Source organism: Nocardiopsis rhodophaea (genome assembly GCF_039530945.1).
Taxonomy (GTDB): domain Bacteria; phylum Actinomycetota; class Actinomycetes; order Streptosporangiales; family Streptosporangiaceae; genus Nocardiopsis_C; species Nocardiopsis_C rhodophaea.
On record NZ_BAAAPC010000017.1, the window covers coordinates 91,624 to 109,585 of the forward strand.

Here is a 17,962-nt window from a genome sequence, read left to right on the forward strand (position 1 = left end):
GGAAGGTGCACCCTGGCGTTGACTGGGACAGGGAGGAGCACCCCCATGGCGGAACAAGAATTCACCATCGACGGGATGCACTGCGACACGTGCGCGGCCAACATCGAAGCGGGACTGATCCGTGTCGATGCCGTGCGGCACGTGAGCGCCGATGCCGCGACGCGGCGCGTCCACGTGCGCTTTGACGACCAGCGGCTGAGCGCCGACGACATCGCCGCGCACCTGGAGCGGCTGGGGTTCACCCCGTCCGCGAGCGAGGCGTCGTGAGCACGGCCGCGCCTACCGCAGCAGAGGAGCGACCGCCGCGCCCAACCGCCCCGGATCGCCTCCTGATCAACATCGGCGGGTTGCACTGCGGGTTCTGCGCCCACACCATCGAGCGCGCCGTCGGGCGCCTCGACGGTGTCGAGCAGGTGAGCGTGTCGCTGGCGCACGAGGAGGCTCTGGTCGTCCACGATGCGCGGCGCGTGCGGGCCACCGAGATCCGCGACCTGCTGCGCGACCTCGGCTACACCATTCGCGACCCCCGCCGCGTCCGGGCGTTCGAGGAGGCCGAGGCGGAGCTGTCCGAGGCGCGCCTCCGGCTGGCCGCCGCCGCTGTCGCCGCGGCGATCGCCCTGTGGCTGATGCTGCTGATGGCGACGGGACGCGGCTTCGCGCTGCTGCCCTGGGTCATGCTCGCGCTGACGGTGCAGGTCGTCTTCGTCGCCGGGTGGCCGATCCTGCGGATGGCCGTGGCCTCGGTACGCCGGCGCATCCTCAACCAGCACGTGCTCATGGAGTTCGGCGCGTTCGGCGGACTGATCGGCGGACTGGTCGGGATGGTCCACCCCGGCTTCCCCGCCTCGGACTTCTTCGCCGCCGCGACCCTGATCACCACCTACCACCTGCTGTCGGCGTTCGTGGCGCTCAAGGTCCGCACCCACGCCTCGGCGGCGGTGCGGCGCCTGCTGGCCTTGCAACCGCCCACGGCCCGCGTCGTCCGCGACGGGGACGAGGAGGAGGTCCCCGTTGACCAGGTCGTCGTCGGTGAGCTGGTGCGCGTCCGGCCCGGGGAGGCCATCCCGGTCGACGGCACCGTGGTCGACGGCGCCTCCGGTGTGGACGCCTCCCTGGTCACCGGCGAGTCCGTGCCCGAGGAGAAGACCGTCGGTGCCGAGGTGATCGGCGGCAGCGTCAACCAGACCGGCACCCTGCTGGTGCGGGTGAGCCGGGCCGGGGAGGACTCCTTCCTCGCCACCGTCGTCCGCTATGTCGAGGAGGCTCGCGCCCTTAAACCCGGGCTGCTCGCGCTGGTCGACCGCGTCCTGCGCGTCTACGTTCCCTCCGTGCTGGCCATCGCCGCCCTCGCCCTGCTGGGCTGGACCCTGGGTGCCTGGCTGGTCACCGGTACACCGATGTACTCCCGCGCCGTGTTCGCCGCCCTGGCGGTCGGCGTCATGGGATACCCGTGCGCGCTGGGCATGGCCACACCCCTCGCGATGATCCGGGGCGGGGGCCAGGCCGCCGAACGCGGCATCCTCATGCGCTCAGCCACGGCGTTCGCCGTATTCGGGCGGATTGACCGCATCGTCCTCGATAAGACCGGCACCCTCACCCGCGGTCGCCCCCGCGTCGTGGCTGTCGAGACCGTTCCCGGCCAGGACCGTGGGGAGCTGCTCCGCCTGGCGGCCGCCGTGGAGGACCCCTCCGAACACCCTCTCGCCCGCGCCGTCGTCGCCGCGGCCCAGGACGAGGGCATCGAGATCGCCGACGTCACCGACTTCGCGTCGCTGACCGGCCGCGGAGCCCACGGGCGGGTTGAAGGCCACCACGTCGCCGTGGGGAGCCCGGCCATGGCCGAACAGACCGGCATCGGTGGGCCGGGGGCGATCGGTGAGGAGCTCGCCGAATGTATCGAGCAGTTTCAGGCGCGCGCCCACACGGTCGTCGTCGTGCTCGTCGACGGCACCGCGCGCGGGGCGGTCGCGATCGCCGACCCCATCAAGCCGGAGGCCGCCGACGTCGTGCGGCGCCTGCGCCGCCGCGGCGTCGAGCCGGTGATGATCACCGGCGACAACCCCCGCACCGCGACGGCCATCGCCGAGCAGACCGGCATCGGCGACGTCTACGCACAGGCGCCACCGGACGCCAAGGCCGACCACGTGCGTCGACTCCAGGCCGAGGGGCACCGGGTGGCCATGGTCGGCGACGGCATCAACGACGCACCCGCGCTGATGCAGGCCGACATCGGTATCGCCATCGGCGCCGGAACCGACATCGCCATCGAGAGCTCCGACGTCATCCTCGTCGCCGACCGGCTCGACGCCGTGGTGGACGCCTGGGACGTGGGCCGCGCCTCCTACCGGCGCACCAAGCAGAACCTCGCTCTCGCCTTCTCCTTCAACGGTGTGGGTGTGCCGCTGGCGTCCACCGGCCTGGTGCACCCGGCCTGGGCGATGGCCGCCATGGCCGCCAGCGTGACCGTAGTGCTGCTCAACTCCTTCGGCCTGCGCGTGCTCTCCCCGCGTACCTACCGGCGGTTCGCCGACCCCGCCCGTCCGCCGGCCGCCCACGACGGCGACCGGGCCACCGCACCGCAGGAGGTCCCCGCATGACCACCCCGACATCCGGCACCGAGCACGACGCCCCGCCCGCCGACCGGCAGCGCACGCGGTGGCCGTGGTGGACACCCTGGCTGACCGCCCTGGCCGCGGCCGCACTGGTCATCGGCGTCGGATCCTACGCCGTCTACGGACTGGGCGCCGTGCCCGCGTCCATGAACGGCGCGATGCACGCGGGCATGCCGCCGCCGGTGACCGGCTACTACGCGGACGAACCCATCCGGTTCCTGCACACCGAGGCCTCGGATGCCGACGTCGCCGACCTGCTCACCGACATGATGAACTCCCCGGTGGTGCACGTACCCGCGCTGGCCGACACCCCCGACGCGCTGCACGGACCCGTGTACGTGTTCACCAACGGCATCGAACCCGACGGAGCCGCCGGCCCGTTCGGCTTCCAGCCCGACGTGTTCGCCACCGTTCCCGGCGACGACGCCTACACCCCGCTGCGGTCCGTGCACCTCGTCGAGTGGCGGCCCGGCGTCGAGCCGCGCACGCTGACCTCGGCCGACGACGTCACCACCGCCGAGCGCGCGGGCGAGGTCGCCATCACCGAGCCCGGTATCGTGGTGACCATGCCCGTCGTCGACTGGCCCGATGGGCAGCGGTGAGGTGATCGGTGTGCGCATTGGAGAACTCGCCGCCCAGCTGCGGGTCAATCCGAAGACCATCCGCTACTACGAAGGTATCGGGCTCCTCCCGCCCGCCGAGCGCACCGCCGCGGGCTACCGCGTGTACACGGAGGCCGACGCCGAGCGGGTGGCGTTCATCAAGTCCGCCCAGCGGCTGGGCGTGCGGCTGGATGAGATCCGCGAGATCCTCGCCTTCCGCGACCGGGGCGAACGCCCGTGCGGCTACGTGCGCGCCACCGTGCGGCGCCAGGTCGCCGACATCGACCAGCGCATCGCCGATCTCCAACGGCTGCGCGACGACCTGGTCGCCCTCGACGCGCTGGCCGACCAGCTGCCCGAGCAGGAGCGCGCCGGTTCCGAAGCCAGTGGCCAGGACCCGGGCTGCCCACTCATCGAGCACGCCTGTGGCCACAATGTGGAAGAGGGACACCTCGCTGACACTTTCGGCGCGATACGGCAGGGACGGGTCGTTAGGACAGGGGAGTCGGCGACAGCCGAGGCAGGGTCCCGCCGGGGCCGTGCCGTTCCGCGATAGCGACGAAGCGAAAGAGCTGAGGACGTATGCCGCGCATCCCTGTGCACACCGTTGACAACGCGCCCGAGGCGGCCCGGGAGACGCTGCGGTCGTTAGAAAAGAAATTCGGCATGGTGCTCAATATCCATGGCGAAATGGCGCACGCCCCGGTTGTCCTCGCCGCCTACCAGGGCATCAGCCAGGCCATCGCCGACCACGGGACCTTCGACGCGCGCACCCGCGAGGCGATCGCGCTGACCGTGGGCGCCACCAACGACTGCGGCTACTGCCAGTCCGCGCACACCGCCGCCGGGCGGGCCGCCGGGTGGAGCCTGGACGAGACTGTGGACATCCGCTCGGGCACGTTCACCGCCGACCCGCGGCTGGCCGCGCTGCTGGCCGTGGCCCGCGAGATCGCCGCCGACCGGGGCGAGGTGGCCGAGGAGACCTGGGAGGCCGCGCGGCGGGCCGGGTGGAGCGACGTCGAGCTGGCCGAGCTCTACACCCACGTCATCGTCAACGTGTTCACCAACTACTTCAACCACTACGCCCAGACCGGTCTGGACCTGCCCAAGGCTCCCGGCCTGGACTGAGCACCCGACGTATTTCCGCGTCACCGGAAGCACCGGAGGGGAGCGGCCGACATCGTGGTGCGGTGGACGTACCGCACCGGTTGCTGGCGACGACCCTGAGTGGCATGACCGGCTGGTCAGGCCGCGGGCCGCTCCTCTCCGGCTTCGCCGGTCCCCCGCTTCGCGCCTTCGTCCTCGTCCTCGGAACCGGCCGCCTCCAGGCGTTCGGGGAGACGGGCCACCACGCGCCGCAGCGGCAGGGGCAGCGTTCGGCCGGGCCGCGCCCAGGAGCCCAGGGCGGCCTCGGCCGCCGCGAGGCGTTCGGCGTCGACGCCCGGCAGGTAGAGGCTGTGCAGCAGGAGGCGAGTGGCCTCTCGCGTGGACATGTCCAGCTGGAAGACGCGGCGCTCGTCGGTGACGACCGCGAACCCGTGTGCGCGCAGCACATCGGCCGCCTTGTCGCAGGCCTGCGGGTTGGGCCAGGGCAGCCGCAGTACGCCCACCGACCGCAGCACCCGCAGCCAGCCCCACAGCCCGGCGGGCGAGGTGCCGAGACGGGCGGGGGTGAGCGTGGCCACCACCCCGCCGGGCCGCAGCACGCGGTGGACTTCCCGCAGCACCGCGTCGAGGGGGCTCACCACCTGCAGGCTCATCGCCGCGCACACCCCCGCGACCGTATCCCGGCCGAAGGGGAGGGCCGCCGTGTCAGCCCGGACGAGTGGGCCGCGTCGGCGGGCCGCCGCGTACAGCAGCTCCTTGGGCGAGGAGTCCAGCCCCACCCAGCGGGCACCGGGCAGTTCCGTCCGCGTCGGCGCGGACCCGCACGCGAGGTCCACGACGGGCCCGGACACTGGTCGCAGCGGCGCGGCCACCCAGGCATAGGGTGCGGCGTCGGCCCGCCCCAGCAGGTGCTCGGTGATCGCGGGCCGCGCGTGGTGGAACTCCGCCAGGAAGCGGCGCCACTCCTCTTCGTTCACGCGATCGCCTCCCCCGCTGTCCCGCCGCGCCGCGGGCGCGGTCTCACCGCGCTCGCCGGACCAGAGCCTGGCGGTCGAGAATGTCGATAGCGGAGTAGCGCACCCGGATCAGGTCCTCCTTCTCCAGCTCCTTGAGGACCTTGTTGAGCGACGGGCGCCGCACCCCGAGCATGGCCGCTAGCGTGCGCTGCGGCAGGGCGATGTCCCCCTCCACCGCCTCATCGAGCAGGAGCTGCGCGGTCTGCTGGGTGAGGGTCCGCCCGAGCAGTCCCAGGATCCGCATGTGGCTGGTGTTGAGCCGCTCGGCAACGCTGGACAGCCAGCGCCGCGCGATCGGCGGGCGGGTGGCCAGCAGCCGCTCGAAGTCCTCTTGGTGGAGGTGGAGCAGCTCCACGTCGTCCAGGGCGCGGGCGGTGTAGGGGAGGGGCATGTCCAGCAGCAGCTGGATGTCGCCGTCGACGTCGCCGTCCCGGAGGATCTGCACGACGACCCGCCCGGCCCCTGAGCCCGCCGCCAGTTCCAGGCGCCCCGACCGGACGATCCACACCCCGGGCCGGTCGCCCCGGCCGCCGTACGCCACCGCGCCGCGCGTCACCGTGCGGCGGCTCAGCGTCGCGGCCAGCGCGGAGACGTCTTCGGAGGTGAGTGGCGCCGAGGCGCCCCGACCCACGCAGCGGGCGACCCAGGCGGCCTGCTGCAGCTGCTGGTCGCTCTGCCCGCCCAGCAGCTGGAGGGCGCGCTCCATCGCCGATCCGTGTGCGCCGTTCATGCTGTCGTTCGCACCCCTCATCGTCCGCGGCACCCCTGCGCCTCATTTGGCGCACGGCGCGGGGTGCCGGTGATGATTCGAAACTACTCGACGCGGCTGTTCGGTGCGGGGATATATCGGCTGTGCGTGCGGCGCATTGGGGGGATGCCCAGCACTCGCTGCGCGGAACCGGAATGGATATATCAGGCAGACCACAACGTATCGCCGAAAGTAGTGTCGTCTTACTGACAGTAGTCCCATGTGTTCGCCTTCCCGTGCGGCAATGTCCTCACATGGATGCGTTTGGGGTGCGCGGACGCGTCCCGCCCGCGGGCGGGTGCCCAAGGAATCTTCACTCGCCCCTTTGTTGCTCTTGGTGACTTTCTCGAAACAATGAGTCACTGATCCGACATGGGAGGACACATGCGCCGAAGGTCATTACTGCTGGGCGGAGGGGGGCTCGCGGCGGGAGCCCTGTTGTCGGGAGGATGGCTGCTCCCGGACCCGGTGCGCGCCCGGCTGCGCGATGCGGTGCTGCGCGGCACGGAGGAGAGCGTCGGCGAGCCGCTGCGCGATCTTCCGGTGATCCGCAGTGAGAACGGCGTGCTCGACTATGACCTGCACGTGGCACCCGCGCGCTTCACCGTCGGGGGCCGACGCCTCCACGTCGACGCCTACAACGGGATGCTGCCCGGCGCGATGCTGCGGTTCCGTCCCGGGGACACGGTGCGGCTCGGTTTACATAACGGCATGCTGCCGATGGGCGTGCCGTTGAACGCGGCCCCGCCGATGTGCGCCACGCGGCCCGGGGAGAACGCGGGCGGGCCGCTGGAGTGCCTTCCCGGGGCCGTGGGCCATGTGAAGGAGGGCGAGACCCTGCCGCAGATGCTGCTGTCGACCAACCTGCACACCCACGGCATGCAGGTGTCCCCGGAGGACCCGGCCGACAACGTCTTCCTGCGGATCGAACCGGGGCAGAGCCACAACTACGAGTACCAGATCCCCGAGGATCACCCGGCCGGGCTGCACTGGTATCACCCGCACTTCCACGGCGCCACCTCCCACCAGGGGTGGATGGGGTTGTCGGGGCCGATCGTCGTCGAAGGCGACATCGACGAGGTGCCCGAGGTCAAGGCGGCGCGCGAGCGCGTCATCGTCATCAACGAGATGTGGCTGAACGAGGACGGCGAGGTGCCCATGGCCGTCGTCGTCCCTACCGCCGGCAAGACCCCGTTCTCCTCGATTCCGGCCGTGCCCACCCGCATGCTCTTCCCGCTCAACGGCCAGTACCAGCCGGACGTCTCCATCCGGCCCGGTGAGACCCAGCGCTGGCGGGTGCTCAACGCCAGCCCGCACCGCAACATGTGGCTGCATGTCGAGGAGCATCCGCTGTACCAGATCGGCCAGGACGGCATCCCCTTCGGCCGCACCCGCGAGGTCCCCTCGATCATGCTGAGCTCGGCCAATCGGGCGGAGTTCATCGTCAAGGGCGGTTCCCCGGGCCGCTACACGATCTACGCCGAGGCCTACGACCAGGGCCACCCGGGCGGGGACCGCCCCAGGGTCGATCTGGGCACCCTTGTCGTCGAGGGCGAACCCGCCAACGGCAGGATCCCCGTCGACCTCGTGGAGCCGCCGCGGATGCCCGACCTCCCCGTCGCCAACCGGCGCGAACTGACGTTCAGCGGCGACATCTCCGGCCAGGACGGCATGGGCGTGCGGTTCTACATCGATGACCAGCTCTTCGACCAGGATCGCATCGACCAGGAAGTCGTCGCCGGGACCGTGGAGGAGTGGCGGCTGGTCAACGAGGACGTGTTCCAGCACCCCATCCACATCCACGTCAACCCGTTCCAGGTGATCGACGTCCAGGGCATTCCGGAGGGCGATACCTCCTGGCAGACCAGCCCCGACATCTGGTGGGACACCTTCCGGCTGCCGCCCGAGGGAGAGGTGACCATCCGCACCTTCTTCCGTCCGGATATCACCGGCAAGACCGTCTTCCACTGCCACATCCTGCCGCACGAGGACAACGGGATGATGGGGACCCTGCTCATCAACCCGGCCGAGGGGGCGGCACGGCGATGACGGCGACGAAGCGCATGCGACCGGTCGGAATCGCGGCCGCGGCGGTCGCGCTGATGATGGCCCTGACCGCCTCCAGCACACCCACCGCCGGCGACTGGATCTACCTGTTCACCCAGCAGCACCGCGACGCCCTGTACTGGTGGCGCGGGACCTGGATGCCGCAGACCGTTCCCACCAACGCCCACATCCAGGTCCAGCTGCCCGCGACGCCCGTGCACTGGAAGCTCCGCGATCCCGAGGACTGCGAACCGACCAAGGTGCCCCAGCTCCCGCTGGGCGGGCGGGCCGAACTCATCGGCACCGGTGAGTTCCCCAACGAGGGCCGCATCGACGGGACGTCGACCATCGAGACCTTCGACTTCCGACTGACCGGCGTCGGCGCGGTCGCGGTCTGCCTCGATCCCGACCCGCCGACGGACGACCCGAGCCAGATCGGCCTCCCGGCCGGTCCGACCAACTACGTCCTGACGCTGCTCGTCGGTGTCCCCCAGGTCAACCTGAAGGCGGATGCGTAACGGATGCGCGCTGTGTGACCTCGGGTACCGAAGACGGAACATCCAGCTCGACAGGGTGGGGCGCGAACCCATCAATGGGGCTCGTGCCCCATGTGAGAAGCTGGAGGTAACTACATGTCGTCGACCACCCAGTCCGCCTCGCCGGTGGTGACCCACGCCTGGAAGGGCGCGGTAGCCGGGATCGCGGGAGGCATCGTCTTCGGCGTGCTCATGGCCATGATGGGCATGCTGAAGATGATCGCCTCGATGATGGGCAGCGAGAGCGCCGTCGTCGGGGCGGTGATCCACCTGATGATCTCGGCCTTCATCGGCCTGGTCTTCGGTGTGATCGCCGGCTCCCTGGCCCAGCGCATCGGCCCCCTGCTCGGCGCTGGGGCCGCCTACGGCGTCGTGTGGTGGGTCCTCGGCCCCCTCGTGATCATGCCGACGATGATGGGCATGCCGATGTTCAACATCAACCAGACCGCGATGATGAGCCTGATGGGCCACGTCATCTACGGCCTGGTGACGGCGGTGGCGTTCTTCTTCCTCAGCCGCCGCTCGGCGTGAGTCACATGTGAGGGGCGGACACCGTCCCTCACTTCCCTCCCGCTCCGAAGACGCCGTAGGACGCGCGGAGCGAGCAGGCAGCGGATGGGCCCTGGCTGTTTCGGGCGCGCCACCGGTCAGCCGGGGCGGTGGGGTGGAGCCTCCGCCCGCGCCCGAAGGGCGTCGACCTCCGCCGCGGGCGCGCTGTCGGCGAGAGCATCCACATAGGCGATCTGGGCGCGTTGCCGGGGCACGATCGTCTCCCGCGCCGACGGTTCCTGGGCCTTACGGGCGCGACGTCGTTTCCGCCGGGAGACCAGGTCCCGCCCCTCCTGCGGGCTGATCACTGAGGAGGCGACCCCGGCCTCGGTCAGGTCGCGCAACCACCGGCGCTCGGCCCGGATCGCGTAGATGATCAAGCCAACGAGCACCCCCAGCTCCGCGATGATCACCACCGGGAAGATGATCACCGAGTACGGGTCGGGCAGGGCTGGGTCCAGGTTGTTCAGTCCATGCAAGGCCATGCCGGCGACGAGGAAACCGGCGGCGACCAGAAGCCGGCGGGCGCGGGTCACGTCGGTTCGGGCAACGAAGTACACAATGCCCATGCAGGTCAGACCGGTGAATGCCAGATGTCCCCACGGCGCGCCCAACACACCGCGCTCGCCGAGCATAGTGAACACGGTGGTGATCGACGTCGCGGTGTCCGCCTGCGGTTGGATTTCGGCGAGGTTGGCATTGGTGTAGCCCAGGTTCTCCCAAAAAGAGAAGCCCAGGCCGGAGAGCATGCCGCAGAGTAGCCCGGTGATGGGCCGGTGGAACAGCACCGGCACCACACCCGCGATGAGCGCCACGCCGAGGTACTTGGCGGCTTCCTCCATCAAGGGCGCCGATACCGCCGCGCTGTAGTCGCCTATGAGCGGCTGCGCGAGGGCGTCGATGACCCCGACCAGCGGACCGGAGAGGAGGATCGCGCAGAAGGCCCCCCATGCCAATGCGGCGAACCTTACCGAGGTCGGCACGCGGGAATACACATCCGCCAGGCCCACGAGCCACGCGCCGATCAGCGTCCACACCGCCCACACCACGGTCGCCAAAACCGCGAACGCCCCAATGGGCTGGGTGAACATTGTGGAGAAGGTCATCACCTGCAGCACGGCGGCAATGACGAACGCCGCGGTCAGTACCCACCACACCGCGCGTCTGGGCTGGAAAAGCTTGCTGGCCGAGGTGGGTCTCCGTCCCCAAAAGTGCACGACCCCCGGCGTCGGTGTACCACGCATAGTGTCCCCGTGTGTCGCAGCGGCACAAACCTTACCTTCATGTATCCAACCGTATTCAAAAAGTAGCAATCGGTGATTGAAATACGCCCCTGCAGAGCATCCAGAACTCGTTCGAGTTGCGGCAGCCCGTGCAAAGAAGGTGCATTCCTGTGCCAGCTCGCGGGTTCGCGGGAGCGCACAGGTGCGCCTAGCCCTTATCCGAGGGGGAGGCGGACGCGGCCCGGCCGCGCCGGGAGCGCCACAGCGCGCGTGCGGCGCCCAGCCCGACCACCGCGACCAGGGCGATCGCGAACCACGCCGGGCCGATGTCGCCCAGCAGGCGGGCCAGGGTGGACTGGATGGCGGTGGCGGCCCCGACGACGGGGTCCTCAGCCGGGGCCCCCGAGAGCACCCGCAGCTCGAAGACGCCGTAGTAGGCGACGTAGGCCCCGGCGAGGACGAGCAGCGCGCCGCCGCCCCGGTTCAGATACGGCAGGGCGCGGCGCAGCCGGGCGGCCACGCCCTCGCGGGCCAGCGCCACCGCCACCGTGAGCACGCCGATGACCAGGCCCATCCCCGCCGCGTAGGCCAGGAACACGCCCACCGCCCCGACGGGGGTGGACGAGCGCAACGCGCTCGCCGTCACCGCGAGGAACGGGCCGACCGTGCACGACAGCGACGCCACGGCGTAGGCGACGCCATAGGTGGCCGCCCAGCGCAGAGAGCGGGTGGGGCGGCCGGGCGTCGGTGTCGGCAGCAGCACCTTGACCTCCCGGCCGCTGAGCAGCCACGCGCCCAGACCCACGAGCACGACACCGATGACGACCGTCGCCCACGGCAGGTAGCGCTCCACCGAGAGCGCGAGCGGCATGACGGCCAGCCCGAAGGCGGCGAAAACGGCGACGAAACCGCCGGTCATGGCGGCGGTCGTGGCCAGCGCTCGGCCAAGCGGCCGCCACCGCGCGGCCCGCCCGGCCGGGGTGCCCCCCTCGGTCTGCGCATCCGAGGCCACCAGCAGTGCGAGGTAGCCCGGCAGCAGGGCGAACCCGCAGGGGTTGAGCACGGCCAGCATCCCCGCCGCCACGGCGATCGCGTAGGGCAGTTGCTCCATAAGGATCCGCCCGCCTCAGCCGGTGAGGTCGTCGGCGATGTAGCCGTCGAGATCGGCGTCGCTCAGCGTGCCCGACACCGTGTGGAAGGTGCCGTCCGCCCGCAGGAACGAGAAGGCGGGCTGACCGGTGACCTCGAAGCCGGACCAGATCGAGCCGTCGTCGTCGACGATGTGGGTCATGCCGTCGGTCTCGGTGTCGTCGACGAACTTCTTCATGTCGTCGACCTCGCCGCGCCCGGCGACCCCGATGAACTTCACGTCGTCGGTGTGGCGCTCGGCCGCCTTCATGACACCCTCGGCCTCACCCCGGCAGACGGTGCACCACGGCGCCCAGAACCACAGCACGACCGGTTTGCCCTGCAGCTCGGCGCCTGCGAAGTCGTTGCCGTCGACGGTCCGGGTGGTGAAGTCGAGCGCCGGTGGCGTCTCGCCCGCTTTGGGGGGCGTGGCACCAGCACCACCACTTTCCGAGGCCTGTCCGCCGCCACCGCCCGCGGCGCCGTCCTCGCTGTCCGGCGCTCCGCACGCCGACAGCCCGACGACCGCCGCCGCCAGTGTGGCGAGGACGGCCGTGCCCCGTGATGTCGTCTCCATGGTCACCTCGTGTTGATTTCCGTATCAGGGGAAAACGCCACCCATGCGAACCAGAAGGTGTCGACGTGGTCCACGGCGGGCAGCCGCTGACCGGCGAGCGGCCCCTCGACGGCCTCGCCGAGGATGTTCCAGGTGCTGCCGGTCTGCTGGTCAGTGAAGCCGTCGTCGACGGCCTCGAAGGTCAGGTTTCGCCCATCGGCCTCAGGCCGGAACGCGCCGGTGGCGGACACCTCACGCCCCTCGGCGATCTGGGCGCTGTCCAGTGCGGAGGCCACCCCCGGCTCGATCCACACCGTGACCGGCGTCCCGCCGACGTCGACCTCGACGACGTCGCGCTCGGCGGTCTCCTGTACCGGGATGGCGATGGCCGTGTCGTCCGCGCCCAGCCCCACGACCCGCGTCTTGGCGGGCATGCGCGCATCGGTGTCCTCGTCGAACAGGAACGGGTCGCTCTCGGGGTCGTCATAGCCGGTGTAGGGGGTCAGGCCGTAGTTGCGGTCGTGGCCGGTGTCCTGGCTGAGCACCCGTCCGTCCGGATGGGCGTCGTGCCACCGCTCCCAGTCCATCACCGTGACCGAGATCCGCTCCAGCTCGGTCCCGGTGAGCGTGCCGGCCACCGCCCGCCCCTCGATCTGCGGCCACAACGAGTGGGTCTGCCGGTCAAACATCACCAGGTCGGAGTTGTACAGCAAACCCGACACGCCGAGGTCGAGGACGCGCTCAGGTTCGTCTCCCCCGTCCGCGCCGCCGACGCGCCGGTCGAACGCCAGCGCGGAATCGCATAGGGGGCAGTAGGTGACGGCCGCGGGAACATCGCCGATGGTGTCGTTGACGATCTCGTGCCAGACCATGATCCGCACGGGGAAGGCGCGGTGGTCGCCGTTCAGGGAAACGGCCAGGACGGGTTCGGGGCTCTCCAGCCAGTCGACGTCGGCGGCATCCTCATAGACCGGATCGACGAGCGCCGGGATGCCGTCGGGCGGCGGGCCGCCACTGATCAGCCTGTCCACATCGATCAGGGGCTCGGGCAGGGTGTCGGCCGCCGGATCGTCGATGGCGGACGGGACATCCTCGAAGGGCCCGAGCTCCAGGTCGGGCGATGGCGTCCGCTGATCGCTCCCCTCCTCGGGGGCCTGGTCGGCACAGGAGGACAGGAACAGGCCCAGCGCGACGGTGGCGGCGGCCACCCCCAGTGGTGCTCGTCCCCGCCTCGGAGCCCGCACCCTCATCCTGTCCTCCCGGCCTCGTGCGGCGGTCGTCTCCGCATGGCGACCCCCGCTTCTCAGTCTCGGATCCGGAGCCGACCGCGCGCCGGTGATGTGTCAGCCCCCGGACAGTCTCTTGGCGTGCGTTCTTCGATCCGTGAGGATGGGCCGCAACGGAGGAGACGAGAACACACCGAAGAAGGGGCGGGGATGGCCGAAACCCATACCGAGACCATCGACTTCTACTGGAGACCGGGCTGCCCGTTCTGCATGGCGCTGCGTTGGCGCCTGCGCAAGGAACGGCTGCCGCTCCGCGAGATCAACATCTGGGAGGACGACGCCGCCGCTGCCCGAGTACGGGACATCACCGGCGGAGACGAGACCGTGCCCACGGTCGTCGTGGGATCGGCCGCCATGGTCAACCCGCGCCCCGCAGAGGTGGTGGAGGCGGTCAGGGACCAGGCTCCGCGCATCCTGGAGCAGCGGGCACAAGCCGCCGCACCGCCCGCACGCGGGCCGCGCGGGTGGTGGGCGCGGCTCTCGGCGTGGTGCGGGCGTTAGAGACACGGCCGTCGAAGAGACTGGGAGAGTGGTGCGAGTGCCAGAGAGCCGACGCGATCGCGACGAGGTATTCGTCGAGTACACCAAGAGCATCTGCCCGGTGTGCAAGGTCGTGGTGGACGCGCAGGTCAACATTCGCGACAACAAGGTTTACCTGCGCAAACGATGTCGAGATCACGGGATGTTCGAGGCCCTGGTCTACGGCGATGCGCAGCTGTACCTGGAGTCGTCCCGGTTCAACAAGCCGGGCACGCTCCCGCTGGCCTTCCAGACGGAGGTGAAGGACGGCTGCCCGTCCGACTGCGGGCTGTGCCCCGAGCACAAGCAGCACGCCTGCCTGGGGATCATCGAGGTGAACAGCGGCTGCAACCTCGACTGCCCGATCTGCTTCGCCGACTCCGGACATCAACCCGACGGGTACTCCATTACCCGCTTGCAGTGCGAGCGGATGCTCGACACCTTCGTGGCGGCCGAGGGCGAACCCGAGGTGGTGATGTTCTCCGGCGGCGAGCCCACGATCCACAAGGACATCCTCGACTTCATCGACCTCGCCCAGCAGCGCCCCATCAAGGTCGTCAACCTCAACACCAACGGCATCCGGCTGGCCTCCGACCGGCGCTTCGTCGACGCGCTTGCCGAGCGCGACGGGCACAACCGCACCTCGCTCAACATCTACTTGCAGTTCGACGGCTTCGACGAAGCCACCCACCGCGCCATCCGCGGCAAGGACTTGCGGGAGCTCAAGCGCAGGGCACTGGACAACTGCGCCGAGGCCGGGCTCACCGTCACCCTGGTCGCCGCCGTCGAGCGCGACCTTAACGACCACGAGGTCGGCGACATCATCCGGTTCGGCATCGACCACCCGGCCGTGCGGTCGGTCTCCTTCCAACCGGTCACCCACTCCGGGCGGCACGTGGAGTTCGACCCGCTGACCCGGCTCACCAACTCCGATGTGATCGAGATGATCAACAAGCAGTGTCCGGACTGGTTCAAGCCGGGGGACTTCTTCCCTGTCCCGTGCTGCTTCCCGACCTGCCGGTCCATCACCTACCTGCTGGTGGACCGCAAACCGGAGCGGACCGACGTCGTGCCGATCCCGCGCCTGGTCGACATCGACGACCACCTCGACTACGTCAGCAACCGGGTCATGCCCGACCCCGAGCTGCGCGCCGCCCTGGAGCGGCTGTGGAGCGCGTCGGCGTTCATGGGGGCGCCCGGCACCATGAGCAACCTCCAGACCGCGGCGGCCGCCGCTGAGTGCGCGTCGTGCGGCATCGACCTGCCCGAGGCCGCCAAGGACCTCGGCGACAGGGCGTTCATGATCGTCGTGCAGGACTTCCTCGACCCCTACACCCTCAACGTCAAACAGCTCATGAAGTGCTGCGTCGAAGAGATCACCCCCGACGGGCGGATCATCCCCTTCTGCGCCTACAACTCGGTGGGCTACCGCGAGCAGGTGCGCGCGCGGATGTCCGGGGTGCCCGTCGCCGACGTGGTGCCCAACGCCGCCGAACTCGCCGACGTCACCATCGACTCCCCCTACGGCTCCCGCGTTGCCCGACCCGCCCCCGACGGAGAGGCGCCCCCCGCCGATTCGGCCGCCGCACCCGTCTCCGACGCCCCGATCGCCCCGGACAGCACCAACGTCGGCACCCCGGCGGTGGAGTCATGACCATTCGTCCTCTCCCCGGGGGCCCTGAGCCCGCCGCGGCCCCCGACAGCCCGTCCGTCGACCTGAAGTCGTGCTGCGCCGCCGCCTACAGCACCGACGCCGTCGCGCTGCTGCTCGGCGCCTCCTACCACCCCGGCGGACTCACCCTCACCCGACGCCTGGCCGAGGTCCTCGGGCTGTCCGGGGGGCAATCGGTGCTCGACATCGCCTCCGGACCCGGCACCACCGCGCGGCTGCTGGCCAGCGAGTTCGGCGCGACCGTCGACGGCGTCGACCTGGGCGAGGACGCCGTCCGCGGCGCCCGGGAGACAACCGAGGACGCCGGCCTCGCCGACCGGGTCCGCTTCCTGCACGGCGACGCCGAACGCCTCCCGGTACCCGACGCCGCCTACGACGCCGTGATCTGCGAGTGCGCGTTCTGCACCTTCCCCGACAAGGCGGCCGCCGCCGCGGAGTTCGCCCGCGTTCTGCGCCCCGGCGGCCGTGTCGGCATCACCGACGTCACCCTCGCCCCGCACGGGCTGCCGGAGGAGCTGGCCGGAATCGCCGGGTGGGTGGCGTGCATCGCCGACGCCCGGCCCGCCGAAGAATACGGCGCGCTGCTGCGCGATGCCGGGCTGCGCCCCATGCGCATGGAACGGCACGACGCCGCGGTCGGCCGGATGATCGACCGGATCGACGCCCGCATCGCGGTGCTGCGGATGACCGCCCCGCACCGGCTGACCGCGGCCGGGGTGGACCCCGCCGCGGTCACGCCCTACCTGCGGGCGGCGCGGCGGGCGGTGGACGAGGGCGCGATCGGCTACACGCTGATCGTCGCGGAGACAACGGGCGGGTAAGCGGCACCGGGGCCATGTCCTCGACGGTCCTGCCGCCCGCCGCCAGCAGCCAACAAGGAAGGTGAAACGCCATGGCGGAATCGGTGGATGTCGTCGTCATCGGGCTGGGACCGGGCGGCGAAGCGCTTGCCGGGGACCTCGCGGAGGCCGGGCTCGATGTGGTGGGCGTGGAATCCACCCTCGTCGGGGGTGAATGCCCGTACTGGGGCTGCGTGCCGAGCAAGATGATGGTCCGCGCGGCCGACGCGCTGGCCGAAGGACGGCGCGTCCCGGAGCTGGCCGGGACGAGCAGCGTGACACCGGACTGGGCGCCGGTTGCGCGGCGCATCCGGGAGGAAGCCACCACCAACTGGAACGACAAGATCGCGGTGGACCGACTCGTCGGCAAGGGAGCCCGCTTCGTCCGCGGCACCGGCCGACTCCTCAGCCCCTCCGCTGTCGCCGTTGACGTCGACGGCGCGGACGGTACCCGCGAGTTTGAAGCGCGCCGCGCGGTGGTCATCGCCACCGGAACGGTCGCCACCGTGCCGCCGATCCCGGGCCTGGCCGACACCCCGTACTGGACCAACCGCGAGGCGATCGAGGCCACCGAGGTACCGGAGTCGCTGTGCGTTATCGGCGGCGGCGCTGTGGGGCTGGAACTGGCCCAGGCCTACGCCCGCTTCGGTGCCCGGGTCACCGTCCTGGAAGCACTCGACCGCATCCTCGGCCCCGAGGAACCCGAGTCCAGCGAGCTCATCGCCGAGGTGCTGGGGCGCGAAGGTATAGCCGTCCGCACCGGGGTGGAGATCGGGGGCGTCTCCCACGACGGCTCCGGTTTCCGCATCGATATCGGCGACGATGAGGTGCGGACCGCGGCCCTGCTGGTGTCCACCGGCCGCCGCGCGGACCTGCGCGACATGGGTGTGGACACCATCGGCCAGGACCCCAACGCCCGCGCGCTGGAGGTCGACGATCACCTGCGGGCGGCGCCGGGTGTGTGGGCGATCGGCGACGTGGTCGGCAAGGGCGCGTTCACCCACGTGGCCGTCTACCACGCGAAGATCGCCGCGGCCGACATCCTGGAACAGCACGGACCGGGCGCCCAATACCACGCGGTCCCCCGGGTGACTTTCACCGACCCCGAGGTCGGCGCGGTCGGTGTGACCGAGTCCCAAGCCCGCGACATGGGCGTCAACGTCCGCGTGGGCACCGCCCGCGTCCCCTCCTCCGCCCGCGGCTGGATCCACAAGGCGGGCAACGAGGGCCTGATCAAGCTCGTCGAAGACGCCGACACGGGCGTCCTCATCGGTGCGACCTCCATCGGCCCGAACGGGGGAGAGGTCCTGGGCGCTCTGGCGGTCGCCGTGCACGCGCACGTCCCCACCAAGCGCCTGCGTTCCATGATCTACGCCTACCCGACCTTCCACCGCGCGATCGAGGACGCCCTGAACGACCTCGCCACGGGGTGACCATCTCCCCAGCGGGAGGGGGAACCGGACTGGACCAGCCGCGCCGCACTCGCGCGAGCGGACCTTCCGGGGCACGGACGGGTGGGGCGC

18 protein-coding genes are annotated in these 17,962 nt (G+C 70.8%); 12 read left to right on the forward strand and 6 right to left on the reverse strand.

The features are described from left to right. Positions 1 to 45: 45 nt before the first annotated feature. The 5 genes from ABD259_RS18765 to ABD259_RS18785 are packed head-to-tail and all read left to right on the forward strand — an operon-like array spanning position 46 to position 4,342. Complete coding sequence (locus tag ABD259_RS18765; RefSeq protein WP_344105962.1) at positions 46 to 267, forward strand: heavy-metal-associated domain-containing protein; 222 nt, start codon at positions 46 to 48, stop codon at positions 265 to 267. Beyond that, the gene (locus ABD259_RS18770; RefSeq protein ID WP_344164238.1) at positions 264 to 2,597 is read left to right on the forward strand and encodes a heavy metal translocating P-type ATPase; all 2,334 of its coding nucleotides are present in this window, start codon (positions 264 to 266) and stop codon (positions 2,595 to 2,597) included. The genes ABD259_RS18765 and ABD259_RS18770 overlap by 4 nt, the downstream gene beginning before the upstream one ends. Then, positions 2,594 to 3,214, forward strand: coding sequence for a DUF7482 domain-containing protein (locus tag ABD259_RS18775; RefSeq protein ID WP_344105957.1), 621 nt, complete (start codon positions 2,594 to 2,596; stop codon positions 3,212 to 3,214). Before ABD259_RS18770 ends, ABD259_RS18775 begins: the two co-directional genes overlap by 4 nt. Beyond that, positions 3,201 to 3,770 carry a heavy metal-responsive transcriptional regulator gene (locus ABD259_RS18780; RefSeq protein ID WP_344164241.1) on the forward strand — a complete coding sequence of 190 codons (570 nt, stop codon included), beginning with the start codon at positions 3,201 to 3,203 and terminating at the stop codon, positions 3,768 to 3,770. The genes ABD259_RS18775 and ABD259_RS18780 overlap by 14 nt, the downstream gene beginning before the upstream one ends. Positions 3,771 to 3,796: 26 nt before the next feature. After that, positions 3,797 to 4,342: a carboxymuconolactone decarboxylase family protein gene (locus ABD259_RS18785; RefSeq protein ID WP_344164244.1), complete on the forward strand. Its 546-nt coding sequence runs from the start codon at positions 3,797 to 3,799 to the stop codon at positions 4,340 to 4,342. Between the two features lie 116 nt (positions 4,343 to 4,458). On the opposite strand, the gene ABD259_RS18790 is transcribed toward ABD259_RS18785, so the two are convergent. Both ABD259_RS18790 and ABD259_RS18795 read right to left on the reverse strand, forming a co-directional pair. After that, on the reverse strand, positions 4,459 to 5,298 hold the full coding sequence (locus ABD259_RS18790; RefSeq protein ID WP_344105950.1) for a class I SAM-dependent methyltransferase: 840 nt from the start codon (positions 5,296 to 5,298) through the stop codon (positions 4,459 to 4,461). A 43-nt stretch (positions 5,299 to 5,341) separates the two neighbouring features. Further along, entirely contained in the window at positions 5,342 to 6,067 is a 726-nt protein-coding gene (locus ABD259_RS18795) for a Crp/Fnr family transcriptional regulator (RefSeq protein WP_344105948.1), read from the reverse strand. 402 nt (positions 6,068 to 6,469) lie between these two features. Between ABD259_RS18795 and ABD259_RS18800 the strand changes: the two genes are divergently transcribed. The 3 genes from ABD259_RS18800 to ABD259_RS18810 all read left to right on the forward strand — a co-directional run bounded on the left by ABD259_RS18800 (position 6,470) and on the right by ABD259_RS18810 (position 9,198). Next, positions 6,470 to 8,134 carry a multicopper oxidase family protein gene (locus ABD259_RS18800; RefSeq protein ID WP_344105946.1) on the forward strand — a complete coding sequence of 555 codons (1,665 nt, stop codon included), beginning with the start codon at positions 6,470 to 6,472 and terminating at the stop codon, positions 8,132 to 8,134. Then, positions 8,131 to 8,649 carry a hypothetical protein gene (locus ABD259_RS18805; RefSeq protein WP_344105943.1) on the forward strand — a complete coding sequence of 173 codons (519 nt, stop codon included), beginning with the start codon at positions 8,131 to 8,133 and terminating at the stop codon, positions 8,647 to 8,649. Before ABD259_RS18800 ends, ABD259_RS18805 begins: the two co-directional genes overlap by 4 nt. A gap of 114 nt (positions 8,650 to 8,763) precedes the next feature. Then, complete coding sequence (locus ABD259_RS18810; RefSeq protein ID WP_344105941.1) at positions 8,764 to 9,198, forward strand: hypothetical protein; 435 nt, start codon at positions 8,764 to 8,766, stop codon at positions 9,196 to 9,198. A 116-nt stretch (positions 9,199 to 9,314) separates the two neighbouring features. Here ABD259_RS18810 and ABD259_RS18815 read toward each other — a convergent pair whose 3' ends face one another. From ABD259_RS18815 to ABD259_RS18830, 4 genes are all read right to left on the reverse strand, one after another. After that, complete coding sequence (locus ABD259_RS18815) at positions 9,315 to 10,373, reverse strand: PrsW family intramembrane metalloprotease (RefSeq protein WP_344164247.1); 1,059 nt, start codon at positions 10,371 to 10,373, stop codon at positions 9,315 to 9,317. A 274-nt stretch (positions 10,374 to 10,647) separates the two neighbouring features. Further along, positions 10,648 to 11,550: a cytochrome c biogenesis CcdA family protein gene (locus ABD259_RS18820; protein ID WP_344105937.1), complete on the reverse strand. Its 903-nt coding sequence runs from the start codon at positions 11,548 to 11,550 to the stop codon at positions 10,648 to 10,650. A 15-nt stretch (positions 11,551 to 11,565) separates the two neighbouring features. Continuing rightward, a complete protein-coding gene (locus ABD259_RS18825) occupies positions 11,566 to 12,144 on the reverse strand; it encodes a redoxin domain-containing protein (RefSeq protein WP_344105934.1) in 579 nt (192 codons plus the stop codon). Between the two features lie 2 nt (positions 12,145 to 12,146). Then, entirely contained in the window at positions 12,147 to 13,367 is a 1,221-nt protein-coding gene (locus ABD259_RS18830) for a DUF3179 domain-containing protein (RefSeq protein WP_344164250.1), read from the reverse strand. A 192-nt stretch (positions 13,368 to 13,559) separates the two neighbouring features. On the opposite strand from ABD259_RS18830, the gene ABD259_RS18835 reads away from it, so the two are divergent. The 4 genes from ABD259_RS18835 (at position 13,560) to ABD259_RS18850 (ending at position 17,872) form a co-directional block, all read left to right on the forward strand. After that, positions 13,560 to 13,910 carry a glutaredoxin family protein gene (locus ABD259_RS18835; RefSeq protein ID WP_344164253.1) on the forward strand — a complete coding sequence of 117 codons (351 nt, stop codon included), beginning with the start codon at positions 13,560 to 13,562 and terminating at the stop codon, positions 13,908 to 13,910. 37 nt (positions 13,911 to 13,947) lie between these two features. Next, on the forward strand, positions 13,948 to 15,582 hold the full coding sequence (locus ABD259_RS18840) for a radical SAM protein (protein ID WP_344105928.1): 1,635 nt from the start codon (positions 13,948 to 13,950) through the stop codon (positions 15,580 to 15,582). Then, entirely contained in the window at positions 15,579 to 16,421 is an 843-nt protein-coding gene (locus ABD259_RS18845; RefSeq protein ID WP_344105926.1) for a class I SAM-dependent methyltransferase, read from the forward strand. The genes ABD259_RS18840 and ABD259_RS18845 overlap by 4 nt, the downstream gene beginning before the upstream one ends. A gap of 71 nt (positions 16,422 to 16,492) precedes the next feature. Further along, entirely contained in the window at positions 16,493 to 17,872 is a 1,380-nt protein-coding gene (locus ABD259_RS18850) for a dihydrolipoyl dehydrogenase family protein (protein WP_344105924.1), read from the forward strand. Positions 17,873 to 17,962: the final 90 nt, after the last annotated feature.